Here is a 20,173-nt window from a genome sequence, read left to right as displayed (position 1 = left end):
GGTGCAGTAGGTGGTGGTGAGAGGGAGGGGCTAGCGGCGGGTGCCGCAGCCGCCAGGCAGCGGCTTTGCCAAAGACTTAGTAGCGTGGCACCGAGGGGTCGCGCTCGGCCGTCCAGAGGTCGATGCCGCCCGTCAGGTTGCTGACCTGGGTGTAGCCCTGGCGCTCCAGGAAGACGGCGACCTGCATGCTGCGCATGCCGTGGTGGCAGAGGCAGGCGATAGGGCGGTCTTCGTCGAGCAGATTCAGCGACGCAGGGATCTGCTGCATGGGAATGTTCAGCAGCTCAAAGCCCTCGGCCTTGACCGAGGCGGTCTGCAGCTCCCAGGGCTCACGCACATCCAGTACCAAAGGGTTCTGGTCCGCATGCAGGGCCAGCCATTCATTGAGTTGCGCGGGGCGGATTTGCTCCATACATCACTTTCTGCAGCGCAGCTGGCCCTTAGGCCGCCACGCTGCGGGGGTCATCAGAACTTGAAGCGGGGTGCCTCAGCAAAGCCCTTGAGGCGGGCCACCACGGTGTCCCAAGGCTGGCTGATCGTCAGCTTGCCTTGCGTGCGGGTGTAAACGGTGGTGCGCATCATTGGCTCGCTGCCCACAAAAGCGATCAGGCGACCGCCTTCTTTGAGCTTGTCGAGCAATGCGGGAGGCACTTCGTAGACCGAGCCGCTCAGCACGATCACGTCATAGCTGCCGCCGATGGCCTGGGCGTTGGAGCCGTCTTCCAGCACCACATCGACATTCTTGATCTGGGCGCGGTGCAGGTTGGCGCGGGCCAGCTCGACCAGCGCAGGCTCGATCTCGAGCGAGGTCACCTGCTTGGCCAGGCGCGACATCAGCGCGGCCATATAGCCCGAGCCGGTGCCAATTTCCAGCACATTTTCATGAGGCTGGAGCTTCAGATCCTGCAGCACGCGTGCTTCGACGCGTGGAGGCAGCATGCAGTGGCCGTTGGCGATGGCGACTTCGCCGTCATCGCCCAGCAAAGGCAGCTGGATGTCCATGAATGCCATGTCCTGCAGGCCATCGGGCACGAACTCTTCACGGCGCAGGGTGCCGATCAGTTCCAGCACCTGTTGGTCGCCCAAGCTCCAGGGGCGCACTTGCTGCTCCACCATGTTGTAGCGTGCTGCGCGGTATTTATCATCCGTGCTGGGGGACATGTTCAGTGGCAAACTCATTGCAGACTCCGGTTGGCTTGTTGGGGTGGGGCAAGAAAAAACCCCCTATTTTAGGCCGCTTAGGGTTCCATAGCGGGGCGCCGCCACTTTTGGGCGGCCCATTTCGCAAAATCATCGAGGTAGCAGTAGACAACGGGCACCACCACCAAGGTCAACAGCGACGAGGTGACCACCCCGCCAATGACCGCCTGGCCCAGCGGCGCGCGCTGTTCGGCGCCTTCGCTCATCGCAAAGGCCAGGGGCACCATGCCGAACACCATCGCCAAGGTGGTCATCAAAATAGGGCGCAGCCTCACCCGGGCGGCCAGCAGCAAGGCCTGCTCGCGCGGCAGGCCGGGCACAGCCTGGCCGTTGTCGTCCTGGTGGGGCTGGCGGGCGCGTATCGCAAAGTCCACCAGCAAGATCGCATTCTTGGTGACCAGGCCCATCAGCAAGATGACGCCGATGATGGAGAACATCGACAAGGTGGTGCCAAACATCATCAAGGTGAGCACCACGCCAATCAAGGTCAGCGGCAGCGAGGTCATCAGCGCAAGGGGCTGCAAAAAGCTGCGGAACTGGCTGGCCAGGATCATGTAGATAAAGATCACCGCCAGGGCCAATGCAGACAGCGCATAGCCGAAAGACTCCTGCATGTTCTTGGTGCTGCCAGCAAACTCGTAGCGGTAACCGGGCGGGAAGGTGGTTTGCTCCAGCACCGCGCGGATATCGGCCGCCACCTCGCCGGCGCTGCGCTGGTTGGCGTTGGCATTGAAGGCGACTTCGCGGTTCATCGCCCGGCGGTTGATGCGGTTGGGGCCGGTGGTTTCCGTCAAGGTTGCCAGCTGGCTCAGGCGCACCGTGTGCGGCTGGCCATTGGCGCCCATCGCCGTCAGCGGCAGCTGGGCCAGCATCTGCGGGTTCTCACGTGCTTCGGGTGCCAGGCGCACCCGCACGTCATAGGTTTGGTTATCTCCCGCACGCCAGTTGCCCACCGTGTCGCCTTCGACCAGGGTACGCAGTGCCGTGGCCACCTGGCCCATCGGCAGGCCCAGGTCCGATGCCGCATCGCGGTTGAACTGCAGCTGCACAATGGGCTCGCGCTCCAGCACGCTGCTGTCCAGGTCCACCAAGCCGGGGATGTGCCGCAGGCGCTCACTCACCTGGCGTGCCAGGCGTTCGAGCTCTTGCAGATCCGGGCCTTGCAGCGAGAATTCCACTTGCTTTTGGCCGCCCACGGCCTCCAGCAGGCCCACGTGGGTGACCTGGATGCCGGCGATCTGGTTCAGCTCGGCGCGCAGGCTGGCCGATATCTGTTGCACATCCTGGCTACGCTGGCTGCGGTCCACCAAGCGCACATACATGCTGGCGTAGTTCTTGCCATTGGCATTGCCGGTGTTGATGGTGGTCAGGGTGTAGCGCACAGCAGGGTTGCGGCGCACCGCTTCTTCGACCTGGCGGGCCCTTGCCTCGGTGGCTTCAACCGATGCGCCGACCGGCACATTGAAGCGGATCTGAGTTTCGGAGAAATCCGCACGCGGCACAAATTCAGTGCCCAGCAAGGGCAGCAACAGCAGGCTGAGGACAAAGATGGCCAGCGCCACCAACAGACTGGTGAAGCGGTGGCCGAGCGCCCAGGCGAGCAGGCGCTGGTAGCCGGCGCTCAACTGCTCGGTGGCCGCCTCAAACCCGGCCAGTGCCCGGTCCAGCGCGCGTGCGAACCGGTTGGACGCGGGCTTGCCGCCTTTGTGGACGCTGGGGTCATGCCAGACGCTGGAGAGCATCGGGTCCAAGGTGAAGCTGACAAACATCGACAGCAGCACCGCAACGACGATGGTCAGGCCAAACTCATGGAAGAACTTGCCGATGATGCCGCCCATAAAGCCGATCGGCAGAAACACCGCCACGATCGACAAGGTGGTGGCCAGAACGGCCAGGCCAATCTCCTGCGTACCTTCCAGCGCCGCGCGGTAGGCGGATTTTCCCATCTGCAGGTGGCGCACGATGTTCTCCCGCACGACGATGGCGTCATCGATCAGCAGGCCCACGCACAGCGACAAGGCCATCAAGGTCACCATATTGATGGTGAAGCCAAAGGCGTACATGAAGAAGAAGGTGCCGATGATCGAGATCGGCAGGGTTAGCCCGGTGATGACCGTCGAGCGCCAGGAGCGCAGGAACAGAAACACGATCAGCACAGTGAGCACGGCGCCCTCAACCAGGGTCTCGCGCACATTGTCGACGGCCACTCGTATCGGCCGCGATGCATCGGCAATCGGCTCCAGTCGCAGGCCCGGTGGCAGCTCGGGCGTGATCTCGGCCGCCGCACGGCGCAGGCCATCGACCACCTCGATGGTGTTCTCTTCCTGCGTTTTTTGGATCGACAGCAGCAGGGTGCGGCCGCCGTTGTACAGGGCCAGGTTCTTTAGCTCCTGCGCGCCATCCTGCACGCGGGCGACCTGGTGCAGGTAGATAGGCGCGCCATTGCGGCGAGCCACGATGATCTGGTTGAAGTCCTCGGGCCGCTTCATGCGCGAGTCGATCTGCACCAGCCGGTCCTGATCGCGTGAGCGCACCGAACCCAACGGCAGATCCTGGTTTTCGCGGCGCACCGCGTCGGCCACTTCGCTGGCCGAGATGGACAGCGCCTCCATCTGCTGCGGGTTCAGGTAGACATTGATCTCGCGCGGCGTGCCGCCCACCAGGTTCACGGCGCCCACGCCGCGCACGTTCTCCAGCCGCTTTTTCAGCACCTGATCGGCCCAGGAGGTCATCGCAATCGCGCTGGGCGGTGTGCCCCGGCTGGGGTCGGGCAGCAGGGCCAGCGACCAGACGGCCGCATCGGCCGGGTCAAAGCGGATCACGCGCGGGTCTTTGACCTCGTCGCGCAGCAAGGGGCGCACAGCGGCGATCTTCTCGCGCACATCCTCGGCCGCCCGGCGCCCGTCCACAGAGATCTGGAACTCCATGATGATGACGGCCGTGCCCTCGTAGCTGCGCGAGGTGAGGGCGCTGATGCCGGCGACCGCGTTGACCGCTTCCTCGATCTTCTTGGTGACCTCGCTCTCGACAATCTCAGGCGCGGCACCGGGGTAATCGACCGTGATTACCACCACCGGGAAGTCGATGTTTGGGAACTGGTCCACCTTGAGGCGCTGCAGCGAAAACAGGCCCAGCACCACCAGCGCCGCCATCATCATCGTGGCCAGCACCGGGTTGTTCAGACTGAGGCGGGTGAACCACATGGATCAGGACGCGGGCGATGCAGGGGTTGCGGGCGCGGCCTCGGGTGCCAGCCGGACGGGCGTTGCCTCGCGCAACTGGCCGACCTGGCCGCCCAGAATGCGCTGGCCCGCTTGCAGGCCTTGGGTGACTGCCACCCAAGTTGCGCCATCACGCTGGCTGCGTGCGCCCAACACCACGGGCTGGTGCTGCACCCGCAGTGATTCACCGGATTCGCCTTGCGCGCTGAGCAGCTGCACATAGGGCTCGGGTTTGTCGGTGCGCACGGCTGCCAGCGGTATGGCGATGGTCTGCACCTGGCCCGTGACCAGTTGCCCTTGCAGGTACAAGCCCTGGCGCAACGCGGGTGCTGCAGCGGTGGCTGATGCGGCCGGGGCGGCGATGCGCAAATATACCGTCACGCTGCGGCTGTTGGCATCGGCCTGCGGGTTGATGCGCACCACCTCGGCACTGATGGGCTGGCCGCTGCCATCGACCTGCAACTGCGCCATTTGGCCCAGCCGCAGCTGCAACGAATCGGCGGCAGGCATCTGGGCTTGCAGCTCCAGCGCACGCAAATCGACAATCTCCAGCACATTGGCGTCCGGGCCGACCTTTTCGCCATTGCTCACCCATTTGCGCGCGACCTGCCCCTGGATAGGGCTGCGCAGCACCGTGTCGCTCAGGTTTTTGCGCAGCACATCGGCGGCCGAGCGGGCGGCCTGGTAGTTAGATTGCGCGGCCTGCCACTGCGACTGCGACGATTCCAAAGCCGTGGCCGAGATAAAGCCCTGGTTGGCCAGCGCGCGGTTGTTGTCGTACTGGCGCTGCTGGATATCTTGCTGCGCGTGGGCCGCATCGGCCTGCTGCTGGGCCTGGGCCAGGCGGGCCTGGCTCTCCGTGCTGTCCACCCGGGCGACGACCTGGCCGGCCTGCACCGGATCGCCCTCGCGCAGTTGCAGCTGCTGCAGCTCGCCGGCGATGCGGGCCTTGATGATGGCGGTGTTCACTGCCTTCACCGTGCCGCTGATGGGCAGGCTTAGCAAAAGGGTTTGGGGCGCCACGCTGATGGCGTCGCTCGGAGCCAATTGGTAGACGGCTTGCGCCTTGGCCTGCTCGGCCTGGGCCAAGGCTTGTTGCCGGTTCTGCTGGGTCTTCCAGCCGCGCCACAGGCCGCTGGCCAGCAACACGGCCACCACGGCGGCGGCCAACCAGGGCAGGGCGCGCTTCATGCCTTGGCCTTGGTGGGCTTGCCGCCCAGGCCGTGCATCAGTGCATCGGCCTGCATCTTCAAAAAGCGGGGAATATCAAATGCGGGATCTGGCAAGCAAATGCCGCCGGTGCTTTTAACGCTGGCGCAAAAGATCAGCGGGGCCAGTACCAAGGTCACCCCATAGTCCAGGTCCAGCGGGGCCAGCTCGCCGCGCTCCATGCCCCGGCGCAGCACGCGCTCGATCAGGCGGTTGCCGGGCAGCACCACTTCCTGGCGGTAGAAGGCGGCAATCTCGGGAAAGTTATGTGCCTCTGCCATCACCAGGTGCGGCAGGCCGCAGGCCTTGGTCGAGCCAATGCGCTGCCACCAGACCTCGTAGCAGTAGTGGATCAAGGTGGCGGTGTCGTGCTGGTAGGTATCCAGCTCCAGGTCCCACTCGGCAAAGCGGCTGCTGAGCACATGGCGTACCACAGCCTGAAACAGCTCTGGTTTGCTGGGAAAGTACAGAAACAAGGTGCCCTTGGAAACGCCGGCCTGGCGGGCCACTTCTTCAACCTTGGTAGCGGCATAGCCTTTGCTGACAAAGAGATCCAGCGCCGCATCCAGCAGCTCGCCAGGCCGGGCCTCTTTGCGGCGGCTGCGGCGGGGCGCAGCGGCGGCCAAAGCGGGGGGGGTAGGCGGGATGGACACGGTGGGCAGCGCAATCAAACAGTTAATGACCAATGGGTTAGTAATGTAGGCGGGCGCCCGCGACAAGTCAAGCAAAACGAGGTGATACAAATAGAGAACGCGTTGGCATAGGGCTGACTTTTTCTCTGTTAAAAATGGAGCCAGCGAACGGTGCCTTCTGCGCTGTTTGGCCTGTATGTCTGCCACCTTTCTTGCCGGAGTTCCGATGTCCAATGAAGCCCAGTCCCCCGTGGAAAAAATCTATCTTGCCGGTGGTTGTTTTTGGTGCACCGAGGCCGTTTTTGGGCGGGTGCGCGGCGTCGTCAAGGTGGTCAGTGGCTATGCCAATGGCCAGATCGCCAACCCCACCTATGAGCAGGTGTGCAGCGGCACGACGGGCCATGCCGAGTGCGTGGAGCTGAGCTTCGAGCCGCAGGTGCTGCCGCTGGACAAGGTGCTGCACATTTTCTTTGCCACGCATGACCCAACGACGCTCAACCGCCAGGGCAATGATGTGGGCACGCAGTACCGCAGCGGCATCTACACCACCACGCCTGAGCAGCTGGCCGAGGCCACGGCCTTTGTGGACAAGCTCAATGCCTCCGGCCAGATGGGCGCGCCGGTGGTCACCGAGGTCGAGCCCTTGCAGCATTTCTGGAACGCCGAGGCCTACCACCAGGACTATTTTGACAACAACCCGCGCCAACCGTATTGCACCTATGTAGTGGCGCCCAAGGTCGACAAGCTGGAAACCCGCTTTGCAGACTGGTTGAAGTAGGCCCAGTCGGGCACGCGGCGCGGGCGATGGGCATAATGCAACACAATTGCATCAAAGCCATCCTCACACCCAGCCACCGATGTCCGCTCGCTCCCCATCCCCCAACACGGCAGCACTGAGCGTGCAGTCTCTGCCGCCCGGCATGCGTGCCACGCGCGCCACCAAGGCCTTGCTGGCCCTGGTGGAGAGCCAGCCGGGCGTGCAATGGTCCGTGGCCGAGGTGCAGGCCCGGCTGCAGAAAATGGGCGTTGAGGTCAATCGGGTCACCAGCTACCGCTTGCTGGACCGCCTGGCTGCTGCGGGCAAGCTGGTCAAAAGCGTGGATGCCGAGCGCCTGACGCGCTATGCGCTGCGCGCCGATGCGCAGGAGCCGCTGCAGGTGCGCTATGAATGCACCGACTGCCATTCGGTACAAAGCCTGGAAGAGCGTGCGGGCGATGCCGCCACTGCGCGGGTCAACCAGGCGATGGCGCAGTACCTGCAGGTGCTGCAAGAGCAGGGATTGGCGCCGGAGCAGACCGAGTTGCGCTTGCAGGGCCTCTGCGCCGACTGCAAGCACGATCCCGACAAATCCTGACTGCCGTTCAGGCTCGCTTGCGACCAATCAGCCCCGTCGACAGCATGGTGCCGCCGATGATGATGGCGCCGCAGCCCAGCATCCAGGCGGTGATAGGTTCTGCCAAAAACCAGTTGCCATAGACCAGCGCAAACACCGGCGCCAAAAAGGTGACCGCAATTGCGCGGCTCGGGCCTGCGGTCTGGATGATCTGGAAATACAGGATATAAGCCACGCTGGTACACAGCAATGCCAGTGCTGCCACTGCCAGCCATGAGCCCCAAGATGGCATCTGGCTGGGCCACAACGCGATGGTGGGGATGAGCAGACACAGGCTGGCACCGATCATGCTGCCCGTAGCGGTGGCCAGGGGCGGAACACCTACCAGGTAGCGTTTGGCAAAACTGGCGGCCACGCCGTAGCTCAGCGATGCACAGAGGCAAGCAGCGATGGCGATATAGGCGCTCCAGCCGGTGGCGCCCACGCTTGCCGGTTTGTCGTGCAAGGCGAGCAGGGCCACGCCGGTGAAACCAATCAGCAGGCCGGTGATGCGCAAGCCGGTGATGCGGTCCCCCAGCCAGAGCCATGCCACCAGCGCACCAAACAGCGGGGCACAGGCATTGAGCACCGACGCCATGCCGGTGGGCATGTGTACGACGGCAAAGGCGAACAGGGAAAAGGGGATGGCCGAATTGATGATGCCGGAGAACAGCACCGGCTTCCAATGCTTTTTGAGGGCTGGCCATTCGCCGCGCATCAGCATCAGCGGCAGCAAGAAGAGCGCCGCCAGGATGACGCGCAAGCCAGCGGTGGGCACTGCACCAAATTGCGAAGCGCCCAGCCGCATGAACAGGAAGGACGCCCCCCAGAGTACCGCCAGCAGCACAAAGGGCGGCAGCCAACGGCTGGCGCTGGGCGCCGCTGAGGCAAGAGAGGGGCTAGAGACAGAGGCAGCAGCGGTGGAGGGGGTGGGGCGCATAGGTTCTCGCAAGGGCAGACAGCATGCTAGCGGGCGCCGCGCTTGCCATTGGTGACATTCTTGCGCTGTATTGATGCGCACTGCGCAAAGGGTGGCGACAACGCAGTCAATCCGTGGCTGGCTGGGCGCCATTGTGCGTTTGGCGGCGCGGCGCCCGGGTCGCCATATGGACAACTGCGCGGGCTGGAACGGGAGCGTGCCTACAATAGCTGTCTCGCAGCCAAGGCGCGGCTTCTCATGGAGGCCGTTTTTCATGCCTGTTCTGCGCTAACAACAAGGTGAGTTCTGTGCCGATTTCTTCTGCAATCTTCAAAGCCTATGACATCCGCGGCGTTGTGCCGAGCACCCTCAATGAAAGCGTGGCGCTGAAGCTGGGCCGGGCCTTTGGCCAGCAGGCGATTGCCGCTGGCGAACTGGTGGTAGCGGTCGGCCGCGATGGCCGCCTGTCTGGCGATGCGCTGAGCCGCGCGCTGATGCAAGGCCTGGTGGAGGCTGGTATCGAGGTGATCGATGTGGGCCGTGTGACCACGCCGATGCTGTATTTTGCGGCCAGCACCCTGTGCCACAGCGGCATCCAGGTGACGGGCAGCCACAACCCCAAGGACTACAACGGCTTCAAGATGGTGCTGGCCGGCCGCGCCATTTACGGCGACGAGATCCAGAAACTGCGCCAGATCATGGAGAAAGAATGCTGGCGCTTCCAGGGCGGCGGCAAGCTGCGCCAGGAGGATGTGACGGCCGCCTATGTCGAGCGCATCGTCTCGGACATCAAGCTGGCCCGCCCGATGAAAATCGTCGTGGACAGTGGCAATGGCATTGCCGGCGCCACGGCACCGGGCATTTTCCGCGCGCTGGGCTGCGAGGTGACCGAGCTGTTTTCCGAGGTGGATGGCAACTTTCCCAACCACCACCCCGACCCCAGCAAGCCCGAGAACCTGCGTGATCTGATTGAAGCGCTGAAGACCGGCGATGCCGAGCTGGGCCTGGCCTTTGACGGCGATGGCGACCGCCTGGGCATTGTCACCAAGGACGGCCAGAACATCTACCCCGACCGCCAGATGATGCTGTTTGCGCAAGATGTGCTGTCGCGCGTACCGGGTGGCGAGATCGTCTATGACGTCAAATGTACGCAGCGCCTGGCACCAGCCATCGAGGCCGCAGGCGGCAAGCCGGTGATGTACAAGACCGGGCATTCGCTGATCAAGGCCCGCATGCGCGAGACCAATGCACCGCTGGGTGGCGAGATGAGCGGCCATATCTTCTTCAAGGAGCGCTGGTACGGCTTTGATGACGGCACCTACGCAGGCTGCCGTTTGCTGGAGATTTTGAGCAAGGCCCAGAACCCTTGTGCCTTGCTGCATGCGCTGCCCAGCAGCTACAGCACGCCGGAGCTGAATGTGGAATGCCAAGAGGGCGAGCCCCACAAGCTGAGCGCCCAGCTGCAGGAGATGGCCCCCAGCGTGTTCAGCGCCCCGGCGCAGATCAACACCATTGACGGCCTGCGTGTGGACTGGCCCGATGGTTTTGGCCTGATCCGTGCCAGCAACACCACGCCCGTGCTGGTGCTGCGTTTTGAAGGCCACACCCAGGCAGCTTTGCACCGCATCCAAAGCGAGATGAAGGCGCTGCTCTTGAAGGTCAAGCCGGATGCCGTGATCGGCAGCGCAGCGCATTAAACGGTGGCCGAACCCATGGCTTGGAGCCTGAGGCTGTACGGCTGGGTGGCGCGGCTCGCGCGCCCATTGGTGCGGCGCAAGCTGGCCCGCCGCGCCGTGCAGGAGCCCGGCTATGCGCAGGCGGTGGAGCAGCGCTTTGGCCAGTATGCAGATCTGCCGCCGTACCGGGCGGTGGCCGATATGCCGCTGGTCTGGATCCATGCGGTATCGCTGGGAGAAACGCGTGCCGCCGCGATCTTGCTGCGCGAGCTACGGCTGCAGATACCCGCCTTACGCCTGCTGCTGACCAATGGCACCGCCACTGGCCGGGCGGAGGGCCAGAAGCTATTGCTGCCCGGTGATATTCAGGTGTGGCAGCCTTGGGATGACCCGGCCAGCGTCAAGGCGTTTTTGCGCCATTTCCGGCCCTCCGTCGGCATCTTGATGGAGACGGAGCTGTGGCCTGGGCTGGCCGCTGGCTGCGCGCGTGAGCGGGTGCCGCTGGTGCTGGCCAATGCCCGGCTCAACGAAAAATCCTTGCGCGGCGCCCAGCGCCTGGCCTGGTTGGCACGCCCGGCTTACCGCAGCCTGCGCTCGGTGATTGCGCAGACCCAGGACGATGCCATGCGGCTGCGCGCCGCAGGTGCCGAGGTGACCGCCGTGCTGGGCAATCTTAAATTTGATGTGGAGCCTGATGCGGCCCAGCTGGCCCAAGGCCAGGCTTGGCACCAGGCAGCCGGCAAGCCTGTTGTCATGCTGGCCAGCAGCCGCGAAGGCGAAGAGGCCCTGTGGCTGCAGGCGTTGGCGCAGCTGCGCAGCAGCGACCCAGCTGCAGCGGCGCCTGTGCAATGGCTGCTGGTGCCGCGCCACCCGCAGCGTTTTGACGAGATTGTGCAGCTGCTGCAGGGCGCCGGTTTGCAGGTTTCACGCCGCAGCCAGTGGCAAGACGGGCCGCAGCCCGCTGATGTGTGGTTGGGCGACAGCATGGGCGAGATGCAGCTGTACTACGGCCTGGCCGATGTGGCCTTGCTGGGCGGCAGCTTTGCACCGCTCGGTGGGCAGAATTTGATCGAGGCCGCCGCTTGCGGCTGCCCGGTGGTCATGGGCCCGCACACTTTCAACTTTGCGCAGGCGGCCGATAGCAGCGTACATGCCGGCGGCGCGCTGCGCGTTCAAAGCCTGGATGAGGGCCTGCAACAAGCCGTAGCCATTGCCACCGATGCCAGCAGCCACAGCCGGATGCGCCGCGCGGCGCTGCAATTTGCCCAAACCCACCGGGGTGCCGCCCAAGCCAGCGCGCAGTTGATTGCCACGGTGTTGGAATCCACCGAAGGCTTTGTCAATTCAAGCTTCGAAGCCTCCCTGTTCGATGAGGACGTGGTCTAAAAAGCTGGTCAGGCCTTGGGGCGGCTGGCAAACGCCAGCACAAAGGTCAGTGCCAAGGTTGGCAACGCCGACCCTGCTTGCGGTGCCCAAGCTGCGAGGCCGTGGTACAGCGCAATACCACCCAGCCACAGGGCCAGCGGCAGCAAGTGCACGGCGGCCTGGCTAGGGGCGGGCCGGTAACCGCCCCAGGACAGGCGCCCCAAAATGACGCCAAACAGCGGCACAAAGATGGAGCTGAGGATCAGCAAGAACGGCTCCAGGCTGTGCATGGGCAACACCATGGCTAGGCCGGTGCTGGCCACCGCCATGGCAATGCCCCAGCCACGCACACCCCAGGCGGGCAGCAGGCTGTGGGCCGATACGGCGCCTGAGTAGGCATCGCCATAGGCGTTGTCCACCTCGTCGAGCAGCACCAGTGACAGCGCAATCAAACCGCCCTGGGCCAGCAGCAAGGCGGCAACCAGGTCGGTGCTGGGCAGCACCAGGGCCACCAGCACACCCAGTGCATAGCACCAGATATTGGCAATGCCAAAACCGATCCAGGTGCCGGCCATGGCGCTGCGGCCATTGCGCCCGTAACGGGCATAGTCGGCGACCAGCGGCAGCCAGGAGATGGGCATGGCGACGACCAAATCGAGCGCGGGCATGACGCCCATGCCGCCAGCGCCTGGCCGGTTCCACAGCGCGGGCAGCCCTTGCTGCACTGCCATGCCGACAAACTGCCAGCTCAGCCACAGCAGCGACAGCACCACCAGCGGCAGCGCAATGCGTGAGATGAGCTGCCGCACCAGGCGCACCATGGAGCCGGTCATCAGCGCCACCAGCAGCCCGCCCCAGAGCAAGGTGGCCAGCCAGGGCCAGTAGGCCGCTTGCATGCCGCCAGCCTGGCGGCCAATGGCGACGGTGGATTCGCGCATCACCACCAGCTCAAACGCGCCCCAGCCCAGCAGCTGCACAATATTGAGCAGCACCGGCAGCTTGGCAAACTGGCGGCCATAGACATGGTGGATCAGCCCGGCGCTCGACAGCCCGGTATCGCAGCCCAGCTTGCCGACCCAGGCCAGCAGCCCGGCGCCGATGACCGAGCCGCCCACAATCGCCAGCAGTGCCTCGGGCGTGGACAGCCCCGGCATCAGATAGGCGCCCACCTGCATCACCAGCAGACCCACCCCCAGGCTGAACCACAGCGAAGCCAAGTGCCAGCCGTTAAAAACACGCTCCTGCGCGCTGACAGGGCGGAGGGCGAAGTTGGAAGCAGAAGCAGTGTTGGCAGTCATGGCCTGTTATTGTTTGGAATGTCTGAGAAGGAGTGGCAGCGCATCGCAGCCTGGACTGCGAAAAGTGCGGCCATTGTGCCTCCCCGCCATACCCCTGCGTCCATGATTACAATCGCCAGCGACATGACGATACACACGGACCCTTCGACCTGGATGCGCAATGGCCTGAGCCCCAGCTGCGTGGTGCTGCCCTCGCGGGGCCAAGGTGCGCTGCTGGACTACCTGGCTCAGCGCCTGCCGATAGTCAGCCATGCGCAGTGGCAGGCACGCATGCAAGCGGGGGATGTGGTCAATGGCGCGCGCCAGGCTTTGGGCCCCGCGCAGCCCTTTGTGCCGGGCCTGCGGGTGTACTACTGGCGCAGTGTGGATGTGGAGCCGCAGATCCCTTTTGAGGCCGACATCCTGTACGAGGACGAGCGCCTGTTGCTGGTCGATAAACCGCATTTTCTGCCGGTGCTGCCCACGGGCCCCTATGTGCAGAACTCGCTGCTGGTGCGACTGAAGAACGCCACCGGCAATGCCCAGCTTTCACCGCTGCACCGCATTGACCGCGATACCGCCGGCCTGCTGCTGCTGTCCAAGGATGCGGCCACGCGTGGCGCGTACCAGGCGCTGTTCCGCAACCGCGCAATGGACAAAAGCTACGAAGCGGTGGCGCCCTGGCGGGCTGATCTGCTGTTTCCGTTGGAGCGGCGCAGCCGCATGGAAGAGAGCCAGCGCTTTTTTCTGATGCAGGAACTGCCCGGCGAGCCCAACAGCCACAGCCGCATCGATGTGCTGGAAGTGCAGGGCGCCTGGGCGCGTTATGCCCTGAAGCCCATCAGCGGCAAGCGCCACCAGCTGCGGGTTCACATGGCGGCCTTGGGGCTGCCCATCCGCAACGATGCCTTTTACCCCGAGGTGAATGATCCGCCGGAGGGTGATTTCTCCAAGCCCTTGCAACTGCTGGCGCGTGAGCTGCGCTTTGTGGACCCGGTCAGCGGCCAGCAGCATGCCTTTCGCAGCCGGCGGCTGTTGTTGCCCTTGGTGGCATAGCCAAAAACAAAGCCGCCTGGGCGGCGGCTTTGGCGTAAAGGCAAGCTGATCAGCGGATGAGCGTACCCATCGCCTCGCCCAGTCGTACCGGGCGGGCGGCGTCCCAGTCGGCGTTGAAGGCGCTCTTGCCTTCGGGCAGCAGCAGCACAATGGTGGAGCCCAGCAGAAAGCGGCCCATCTCATCGCCTTGCTCCAGCACAATCGGCTGAGTTTGGTAGTCCCAGCTGCGTGGCTTGTTGGTGCGCGGCGGGTTGATCTGGCCGTGCCATGGGGTGTACATGCTGCCCACAATGGTGGCGCCCACCAGCACCATGACGACCGGGCCAATACGCGTCTCAAACACACAGACCACGCGCTCGTTGCGGGCGAACAAACCGGGCACACCGCGCGCGGTCAGCGGGTTGACGGAGAACAGGTCGCCGGGCACATAAACCATCTTCTGCAACTTGCCACGCAGAGGCATGTGGATGCGGTGGTAGTCACGCGGGCTCAGGTAGATCGTGGCGAACTGGCCATTGTTGAATTGCGCGGCTAGCTGCGCATCGCCGGCCAGCAAGGCCGTGGTGCTGTAGCTGTGGCCCTTGGCCTGGAAGATCTGGTCCTGCGCAATGGCGCCGCACTGGCTGATGGCGCCGTCCACCGGGCAGACCAGGTCGGCCTGGGCCAGTGGGCGCGCACCATTGCGCAGCTCGCGGGTAAAAAAGTCGTTGAAGGTCTTGTACTGCGCAATATCGGGTTGTGCCGCTTCGTCCATGTTCACCTGGTACTTGCCGACAAACCAGCGGATAAAGGCGGTGGTTGTCCCCCCCAGCTCTGCTGACGCGAGTTTGCCGGCCGCCGAGGTCATCCATTTCTTGGGCATCAGGTATTGGGGCAAAACAGCAATTCGATCGCGCATGGTCTGGGGCCGTCACAGTAAACCGACGATTCTATCGATAGTGTGTAGGTCGAATGTCAAATTAGTCGCGGAAAAGTAGCTTTTGTCGGGCATATGCTGACAATTTGTCGCCATTTTCAGGGGTTTGAAGGCAATGTCGTCAGCAAGGGTGACAGCTGCGGCGCAGCTTGTAGTCCTGGGCCTGACTATGATGGAGGACTGCATCGCATTTCTCTCTCGCCCCTGCTTCCGCCATGTCCCCAGCACCTCCTCCGTCTCCACCCACCCCTTCCCCAGAAAAGGCGGTGAGCGGTCGTGCCCGCATGCGTTTGTGGCTGCGTAATTTTTTGCCGTCGGCGGCACATGTCAACGGCTTGGAGCTGGCGCGCATGGTGCTGGGGGCCATCGCCATTTTGTGGCTCACCGGCATGGCCAGCATCAGCTGGGGCAACCACAACCAGACACCTTGGCTGTTTGCCGCTATGGGTGCCAGCGCCTTGCTGCTGATCGGCACACCGTCTAGCCCCATGGCGCAGCCCTGGCCCGTGATTGGTGGCTCCTTGCTCTCGGCATTGGCGGGCTGGGTGTCGGTGCTGGTGTTTGCCGATCCGTTGGTAGCCGCTGCGGTAGCCGTGGGCCTGGCCATCATGGTGATGGTGGTGCTGCGCTGCCTGCATCCGCCCGGCGCGGCGCTGGCGATGTGGATGGCCATACAAGGCTGGCACGATGTGTCCGTATTGCTCAACCCGGTGGCGCTCAACCTCGTGATTCTGGTGCTGCTGGCCACGGCCTACAACCGCATGACGGGCAAGCGCTACCCCGCGCCCCAGCACAGCCAAAAAGCGCAGGGGCCGCAGACCTCGCGCTCGGGGAGCGCGCGCATTGATGGTGGCGATATCGACGAGGCGCTCGCACGCTTCAATGGTGTGCTGGATGTGAGCCGCGCTGACCTGGAAGCGCTGCTGCAGGGCGCGAGCCAAGCGGCCTTCAAGCGCACCCTGGGCAATATGCGCTGCGAAGATGCCATGTCCCATCCGGTGCATGCCACCACCGCCAACGCATCGGTCAAGGATGCCTGGGCCCTCATGCAGCAGCATGGCGTCAAGGCCTTGCCGGTGGTGGATGCCGCCCAGCGGGTGGTTGGCATCATCACCTCTACCGATCTGCTCAACCATGCCCTGACCGCCACCCCGACTGCCCTCAGCAGCAAGCTCAAGCACTGGGTGTTGCGCAAGAAAGATCCCGTTCAGCTGGTGGGCGACCTGATGACGGCCGAGGTCTCCAAGGTGGGAAGCTATGACCGCATGGTCGATCTGATTGCGATCTTCTCGCGCGCCAAGCTGCACCATGTGCCGGTCGTCAACCGGCAAGGCAAACTGGTCGGCATCATCTCCCAGACCGATCTGATGCGCGAGATGGCAGCTGCGTTATCGCTGCCGCGAGATGAGGCCTGAGGCGCAAGCCCGGCCGCTTGAATCCACCAAGACAAAGCCCCGCGATGGCGAGGCTTTGGTTTTCAGGAGGTCTCAGGCTGACATGGGTTTGGAGTGGGGCCTGCGGCCCCGCTACCTTCGCAGGACCAGCCAGCTGAATGCGCCTAGCGACAGCAGCGAGTAGATCAGCCCGGGCGCCGCAGCGGTCAGCATCGGGTGCCAGTTCTGCAGATTGCCAGCGAAGCCGAACACATTGTTCAGCAAGAAGAAGCTGATGCCCGCCATCACCCCGCCAAACACATAGCCGGTGATGCCGCCCGAGCGGAAGTGCAGGTAGGCAAAGGGGAGGGCCAGTACGACCATCACCAGGCAGCTGATGGGGTAGAACACCTTGCGCCACAGCTCGATCTCATAGCGCTGCGCACTCTGGCCATTGGCCTGCAAATGGCTCACATAGAGGAAGAGGTCATAGGTGCTCATCTGGTCGGGCTTGAGCACGGCCGCAGCGACCATGCTGCTGGTCACCGCAGTGGGCCAATCCAATGTCTCCAGGTTCTTGACCTCGACCCGCGTCTGGCGCTGGTCGCCCAGGTGGTAGCGCTGCTCCTGGATGTGGTGCAACTGCCAGACGCCATTGCCAAACTTGCCGCCAGCGGCCGTGAACTGCATCTGGATGCGGCCCTGGTCGTCGAAGCTGTAGACCCGCACGCGCTGCATATCGCCTTCGGGCGAAATGGCGCGCACATTGATGGCGGCCATACCGTCTTCGCGTTTCTCGCGCAACCAAGCGCCGGTGCGGCCAGTGCTCAACTGGCCAAAGCGCTGTGCGCGCACCAGCTGGCTGGCCTGCTCGCCAGCGGGCGCCACATAGTCGCCAATCGCAAAGGTCAGCACCACAAAGGCCAGGCCAATGCTCAGCAGGCTGCCCAGCGCCTGCCAGGGGCCCAGGCCGCTGGTGCGCAGGATGGTGAACTCGGAGGTCTGCGCCATGCGCGCCATCACAAAGATAGTGCCGATCAGCACAGTGATGGGCAGCAGTTCGTAAATGTGGTTGGGGATGTTGAGAGCGACACTCAGCAATGCATCTTTGAGCTCATACGTGCCGGTGCCGATCCAGCGGAATTCGTCCACCAGATCAAAGAAGAAAAACAGCGCCAGGAAGGCCAGGGTGACAAAGCCGACGGTTACGGCGATGTCACGGTAGATCATTTTGCGAAAGGTCTTCATGCGCGGCTCCCCATGCGGCGTACCCATTGCAGCAGCGAGAACTGCTGGTTGCGGCTGAGCAACAAAGTCCAGGCGAGTATGGCCGTCAAGCCGTGGATGAGCACGAACGAGAGTGGCAGCGAGGCTTTGCCCGAAGACACCCAATTCTGGGCAAAGGTCATGAGGTTGTAATAGACGATAAAGGCAAACAGCGCGAACACCAGGCTGCTGCTGCGGCCCGCGCGGGGGTTGACGCTGGCCATGGCCAGACCCAGCACCACAAAATTGATGGCGGCAATCGCCAGACCCAGCCGGTAACCCAGCTCGCCCAGCAAGCGTGGCTCGTCACTGGCCATCAACTGGCGGGTGGGTATGTTCTTGACCGCGCCCATGTCGTTGGGGTCAATGGCGGCGGCGCTGCCGATGCGGGTGCCGTATTCCTTGAAGTCGCTGACCTTGAGGCCCGGCGTGTCCTTGTTCTTCTCCACGCGCTGGCCGTCATTGAGCACGGCTACCCGGGCGTTTTCCTGCACTTCGAGGTGGGCGCTCTTGGCGGTGGTGACGGTGTCCTTTTTTTCCTCGTTGGTGACGATGAAGACGTTGCTCGCCTCCGTGTCCGAGTCGCGATCACGGTCGATGAAGAACACGCGTGAACCGTCAGAGGATTCCTGGAACTCGCCCGGCGCGATGCGGTCAACGTCGCCGCGCTGTTCATATTGGGCGCGAAGCTGCACAATCTGTTGGTTGGCCCAAGGCCATACCAGCAAGGCCAGCACGGCAATAACGACCATGATCGGCCAGGAAAAGCGCATCAGCGGGCGCAGAAAGCTCAGCAGGCTCTGGCCGCTGCTGAACCACACGGCCATCTCGCTGTCACGGTACATGCGCGACAAAGTCGCCACCACGGCAATGAAAAGGCAAAGGCTCAAAATGGTGGGCAACTGGCCCAGCACGGTATAGCCCATGACCAGCAACACGTCGGAAGGGTTGACGCTGCCACGCGAGGCCTGGCCCAGCACTTTGATGAGCATCATCGTCATCACCACAGTCACCAGCACCACCAAGGTGGCACCAAAGCTGCGGGATAGCTCTTTACGGATCGAGGAATCGAATAACATTGGCGAGAAGGAAAGCACCGATTATGAACTTTGAACTCAAAACTCTGGATTTGGCCTCGGCCGCACTGCAGTCTGGCGATCTGCTGATCGTGCTGGTGGCTGACAAGCAACCCAAAACCAGTGATGCATTGTCCACCCTGATTGCGCACGCGCAGAAAAATGGTGATTTTGAGGCAAAAACCGGCAAGTTGCTGGCAATGTATGCGGTGCCCGCCATTGAAGCCCGACATTTGTTGCTGCTGGGCATTGGCGATGGCTCGCCGCAGTCGGTGCGCAAGGCGCTGGCAGCCGTCTCCGGCCCGCTGACGCGCGAGGGCATCGAGCGCGCGGCGGTGGTCAGCGCCCAGCCGCTGGCGGATGCTTCCCTGCATGCGCTGGTCCAATGCCTGGCCGACAGCGCCTACCTGTACCGCACCACCAAGCCATCGGCCAAGGCCTTGACGCTCCATTCCGTGGTGCTGGGCGCCCCCAATGCAGCAGAGCTGCAGCAGACTTTTGATGTGGCCCAGGCCACCGCACAAGGCGTGGCCTTTGCCCGCGAATGGGCCAACCGCCCCGCGAACTATTCCACGCCCAAGATGCTGGCCGATGCGGCCGAATCGCTGGCCGAAGCGCACAAGCGCATCAAGTGCAAGATCCACAAGCCCGAAGACGTCGCTAAGCTGGGCATGGGCGCCTTCATCGCCGTCGCCCAGGGTTCCAAGGAGCCACTGCGCTTTATCGAGCTGCACTACCACGGCGCCGACAAGGACAGCCAGCCGGTGGTGCTGGTGGGCAAGGGCATTACCTTTGATACGGGCGGCATCTCCATCAAGCCTGCCGGCGACATGGACGAGATGAAATACGACATGGGCGGCGCTGCCAGCGTGTTGGGCACCTTCCGTGCGTTGGCCGAGCTCAAGCCCGAGATCAATGTGGTGGGCTTGATCCCCGCCTGTGAAAACATGCCGGATGGCGCTGCGGTCAAACCCGGCGATGTGGTTACCAGCATGAGCGGACAGACCATCGAGATCCTGAACACCGACGCCGAAGGCCGCCTGGTGCTCTGCGATGCGTTGACCTATGCCGAGCGCTTTTCGCCCAGCGCGGTGGTCGATATTGCCACCCTGACCGGTGCCTGCGTGATTGCGCTTGGCGCACAGCGCAGCGGTTTGTTCTCGAACAACGATGCACTGGCGCAGGCCTTGCAGGCCGCAGGCGAGCAGGCGCAAGACACGTGCTGGCGCATGCCGCTGGACGACGAATATGCCGAGGGCCTGAAGACCAACTTTGCCGATGTAGCCAATGTGGGTGGCCGCCCGGCCGGTGCCATCACGGCGGCCAAGTTCCTGCAGCGCTTTGTGGGCAACATGGCCTGGGCGCACCTGGACATTGCCGGCACCGCCTGGCGCAGCGGTGCCAAGAAGGGCGCCACCGGCCGCCCGGTGGGCTTGCTGCTGCAGTACCTGCTGGACAGCGCCCACGCCGCCGCACCTGCCGAGCAAGCCAAGACGGTCAAGCCCGCCAAGGCCAGCAAGCTGGACAAGGCCGTGGCGGAGCCCAAGCCAGGCAAGGCCGCGGTCAATGTGGACGGCGCTGATAAGGCGGACGCCCAGTAAGCACAGCCTGCCT

General features: G+C 63.8%; 17 protein-coding genes. 7 read left to right on the top strand and 10 right to left on the bottom strand.

Annotated elements, in window-relative coordinates; all coding sequences use genetic code 11:
- Nucleotides 1-76 precede the first annotated feature (76 nt).
- From HS961_RS14825 to HS961_RS14805, 5 genes are read right to left on the bottom strand one after another with little or no spacing between them, the layout of a single operon-like run.
- The gene (locus tag HS961_RS14825; protein WP_182323246.1) at nt 77-412 is read right to left on the bottom strand and encodes a rhodanese-like domain-containing protein; all 336 of its coding nucleotides are present in this window, start codon (nt 410-412) and stop codon (nt 77-79) included.
- Between the two features lie 53 nt (nt 413-465).
- Complete coding sequence (locus HS961_RS14820) at nt 466-1,179, bottom strand: protein-L-isoaspartate O-methyltransferase family protein (protein WP_182323244.1); 714 nt, start codon at nt 1,177-1,179, stop codon at nt 466-468.
- Between the two features lie 59 nt (nt 1,180-1,238).
- On the bottom strand, nt 1,239-4,403 hold the full coding sequence (locus HS961_RS14815; RefSeq protein WP_182323242.1) for an efflux RND transporter permease subunit: 3,165 nt from the start codon (nt 4,401-4,403) through the stop codon (nt 1,239-1,241).
- A 3-nt stretch (nt 4,404-4,406) separates the two neighbouring features.
- Nucleotides 4,407-5,612: an efflux RND transporter periplasmic adaptor subunit gene (locus tag HS961_RS14810; RefSeq protein ID WP_182323240.1), complete on the bottom strand. Its 1,206-nt coding sequence runs from the start codon at nt 5,610-5,612 to the stop codon at nt 4,407-4,409.
- Nucleotides 5,609-6,283 (bottom strand): TetR/AcrR family transcriptional regulator, encoded by a 675-nt coding sequence (locus HS961_RS14805; RefSeq protein WP_182323238.1) that lies wholly within the window; start codon nt 6,281-6,283, stop codon nt 5,609-5,611. The genes HS961_RS14810 and HS961_RS14805 overlap by 4 nt, the downstream gene beginning before the upstream one ends.
- A 205-nt stretch (nt 6,284-6,488) precedes the next feature.
- On the opposite strand from HS961_RS14805, the gene msrA reads away from it, so the two are divergent.
- A complete protein-coding gene (msrA, locus tag HS961_RS14800; RefSeq protein ID WP_182323236.1) occupies nt 6,489-7,040 on the top strand; it encodes a peptide-methionine (S)-S-oxide reductase MsrA in 552 nt (183 codons plus the stop codon).
- Between the two features lie 79 nt (nt 7,041-7,119).
- The gene (locus HS961_RS14795; RefSeq protein WP_238347616.1) at nt 7,120-7,617 is read left to right on the top strand and encodes a Fur family transcriptional regulator; all 498 of its coding nucleotides are present in this window, start codon (nt 7,120-7,122) and stop codon (nt 7,615-7,617) included.
- Nucleotides 7,618-7,624: 7 nt separating this feature from the next.
- Here the strand turns inward: HS961_RS14795 and HS961_RS14790 are convergent, their stop codons facing one another.
- Nucleotides 7,625-8,575 carry a DMT family transporter gene (locus HS961_RS14790; protein ID WP_182323234.1) on the bottom strand — a complete coding sequence of 317 codons (951 nt, stop codon included), beginning with the start codon at nt 8,573-8,575 and terminating at the stop codon, nt 7,625-7,627.
- Nucleotides 8,576-8,862: 287 nt separating this feature from the next.
- Between HS961_RS14790 and HS961_RS14785 the strand changes: the two genes are divergently transcribed.
- Entirely contained in the window at nt 8,863-10,251 is a 1,389-nt protein-coding gene (locus HS961_RS14785; RefSeq protein ID WP_182323231.1) for a phosphomannomutase/phosphoglucomutase, read from the top strand.
- A 15-nt stretch (nt 10,252-10,266) separates the two neighbouring features.
- On the top strand, nt 10,267-11,616 hold the full coding sequence (locus HS961_RS14780; protein ID WP_182323229.1) for a 3-deoxy-D-manno-octulosonic acid transferase: 1,350 nt from the start codon (nt 10,267-10,269) through the stop codon (nt 11,614-11,616).
- A gap of 8 nt (nt 11,617-11,624) precedes the next feature.
- On the opposite strand, the gene HS961_RS14775 is transcribed toward HS961_RS14780, so the two are convergent.
- Nucleotides 11,625-12,893: a purine-cytosine permease family protein gene (locus tag HS961_RS14775; RefSeq protein ID WP_182323227.1), complete on the bottom strand. Its 1,269-nt coding sequence runs from the start codon at nt 12,891-12,893 to the stop codon at nt 11,625-11,627.
- A gap of 102 nt (nt 12,894-12,995) precedes the next feature.
- On the opposite strand from HS961_RS14775, the gene HS961_RS14770 reads away from it, so the two are divergent.
- Nucleotides 12,996-13,928: a pseudouridine synthase gene (locus HS961_RS14770; RefSeq protein WP_238347615.1), complete on the top strand. Its 933-nt coding sequence runs from the start codon at nt 12,996-12,998 to the stop codon at nt 13,926-13,928.
- A 49-nt stretch (nt 13,929-13,977) separates the two neighbouring features.
- Here HS961_RS14770 and asd read toward each other — a convergent pair whose 3' ends face one another.
- Nucleotides 13,978-14,826: an archaetidylserine decarboxylase gene (gene asd, locus HS961_RS14765; protein ID WP_182323225.1), complete on the bottom strand. Its 849-nt coding sequence runs from the start codon at nt 14,824-14,826 to the stop codon at nt 13,978-13,980.
- Between the two features lie 233 nt (nt 14,827-15,059).
- Between asd and HS961_RS14760 the strand changes: the two genes are divergently transcribed.
- Nucleotides 15,060-16,259: an HPP family protein gene (locus tag HS961_RS14760; protein WP_182323223.1), complete on the top strand. Its 1,200-nt coding sequence runs from the start codon at nt 15,060-15,062 to the stop codon at nt 16,257-16,259.
- Between the two features lie 111 nt (nt 16,260-16,370).
- Here HS961_RS14760 and lptG read toward each other — a convergent pair whose 3' ends face one another.
- Both lptG and lptF read right to left on the bottom strand, forming a co-directional pair.
- Nucleotides 16,371-17,465 carry an LPS export ABC transporter permease LptG gene (gene lptG, locus HS961_RS14755; protein WP_182323222.1) on the bottom strand — a complete coding sequence of 365 codons (1,095 nt, stop codon included), beginning with the start codon at nt 17,463-17,465 and terminating at the stop codon, nt 16,371-16,373.
- The gene (lptF, locus tag HS961_RS14750; protein WP_182323221.1) at nt 17,462-18,562 is read right to left on the bottom strand and encodes an LPS export ABC transporter permease LptF; all 1,101 of its coding nucleotides are present in this window, start codon (nt 18,560-18,562) and stop codon (nt 17,462-17,464) included. Before lptF ends, lptG begins: the two co-directional genes overlap by 4 nt.
- Nucleotides 18,563-18,585: 23 nt before the next feature.
- Between lptF and HS961_RS14745 the strand changes: the two genes are divergently transcribed.
- Nucleotides 18,586-20,160, top strand: coding sequence for a leucyl aminopeptidase (locus tag HS961_RS14745; protein ID WP_182323220.1), 1,575 nt, complete (start codon nt 18,586-18,588; stop codon nt 20,158-20,160).
- The last annotated feature ends 13 nt before the right edge of the window (nt 20,161-20,173 follow it).

It is taken from the genome of Comamonas piscis, from assembly GCF_014109725.1.
Taxonomy (GTDB): Bacteria; Pseudomonadota; Gammaproteobacteria; order Burkholderiales; family Burkholderiaceae_C; genus Comamonas; species Comamonas piscis.
This window is presented reverse-complemented; position numbering and strand designations above follow the sequence as displayed.

Coding starts and splice junctions, on each gene's coding strand:
- lptG (WP_182323222.1), bottom strand. CDS start 17,465: ATGAAGACCTTTCGCAAAATGATCTACCGTGACATCGCCGTAACCGTC.
- HS961_RS14770 (WP_238347615.1), top strand. CDS start 12,996: ATGATTACAATCGCCAGCGACATGACGATACACACGGACCCTTCGACC.
- HS961_RS14820 (WP_182323244.1), bottom strand. CDS start 1,179: ATGAGTTTGCCACTGAACATGTCCCCCAGCACGGATGATAAATACCGC.
- HS961_RS14790 (WP_182323234.1), bottom strand. CDS start 8,575: ATGCGCCCCACCCCCTCCACCGCTGCTGCCTCTGTCTCTAGCCCCTCT.
- HS961_RS14815 (WP_182323242.1), bottom strand. CDS start 4,403: ATGTGGTTCACCCGCCTCAGTCTGAACAACCCGGTGCTGGCCACGATG.
- HS961_RS14825 (WP_182323246.1), bottom strand. CDS start 412: ATGGAGCAAATCCGCCCCGCGCAACTCAATGAATGGCTGGCCCTGCAT.
- HS961_RS14810 (WP_182323240.1), bottom strand. CDS start 5,612: ATGAAGCGCGCCCTGCCCTGGTTGGCCGCCGCCGTGGTGGCCGTGTTG.
- HS961_RS14780 (WP_182323229.1), top strand. CDS start 10,267: ATGGCTTGGAGCCTGAGGCTGTACGGCTGGGTGGCGCGGCTCGCGCGC.
- lptF (WP_182323221.1), bottom strand. CDS start 18,562: ATGTTATTCGATTCCTCGATCCGTAAAGAGCTATCCCGCAGCTTTGGT.
- asd (WP_182323225.1), bottom strand. CDS start 14,826: ATGCGCGATCGAATTGCTGTTTTGCCCCAATACCTGATGCCCAAGAAA.
- HS961_RS14745 (WP_182323220.1), top strand. CDS start 18,586: ATGAACTTTGAACTCAAAACTCTGGATTTGGCCTCGGCCGCACTGCAG.
- HS961_RS14795 (WP_238347616.1), top strand. CDS start 7,120: ATGTCCGCTCGCTCCCCATCCCCCAACACGGCAGCACTGAGCGTGCAG.
- HS961_RS14775 (WP_182323227.1), bottom strand. CDS start 12,893: ATGACTGCCAACACTGCTTCTGCTTCCAACTTCGCCCTCCGCCCTGTC.
- msrA (WP_182323236.1), top strand. CDS start 6,489: ATGTCCAATGAAGCCCAGTCCCCCGTGGAAAAAATCTATCTTGCCGGT.
- HS961_RS14760 (WP_182323223.1), top strand. CDS start 15,060: ATGTCCCCAGCACCTCCTCCGTCTCCACCCACCCCTTCCCCAGAAAAG.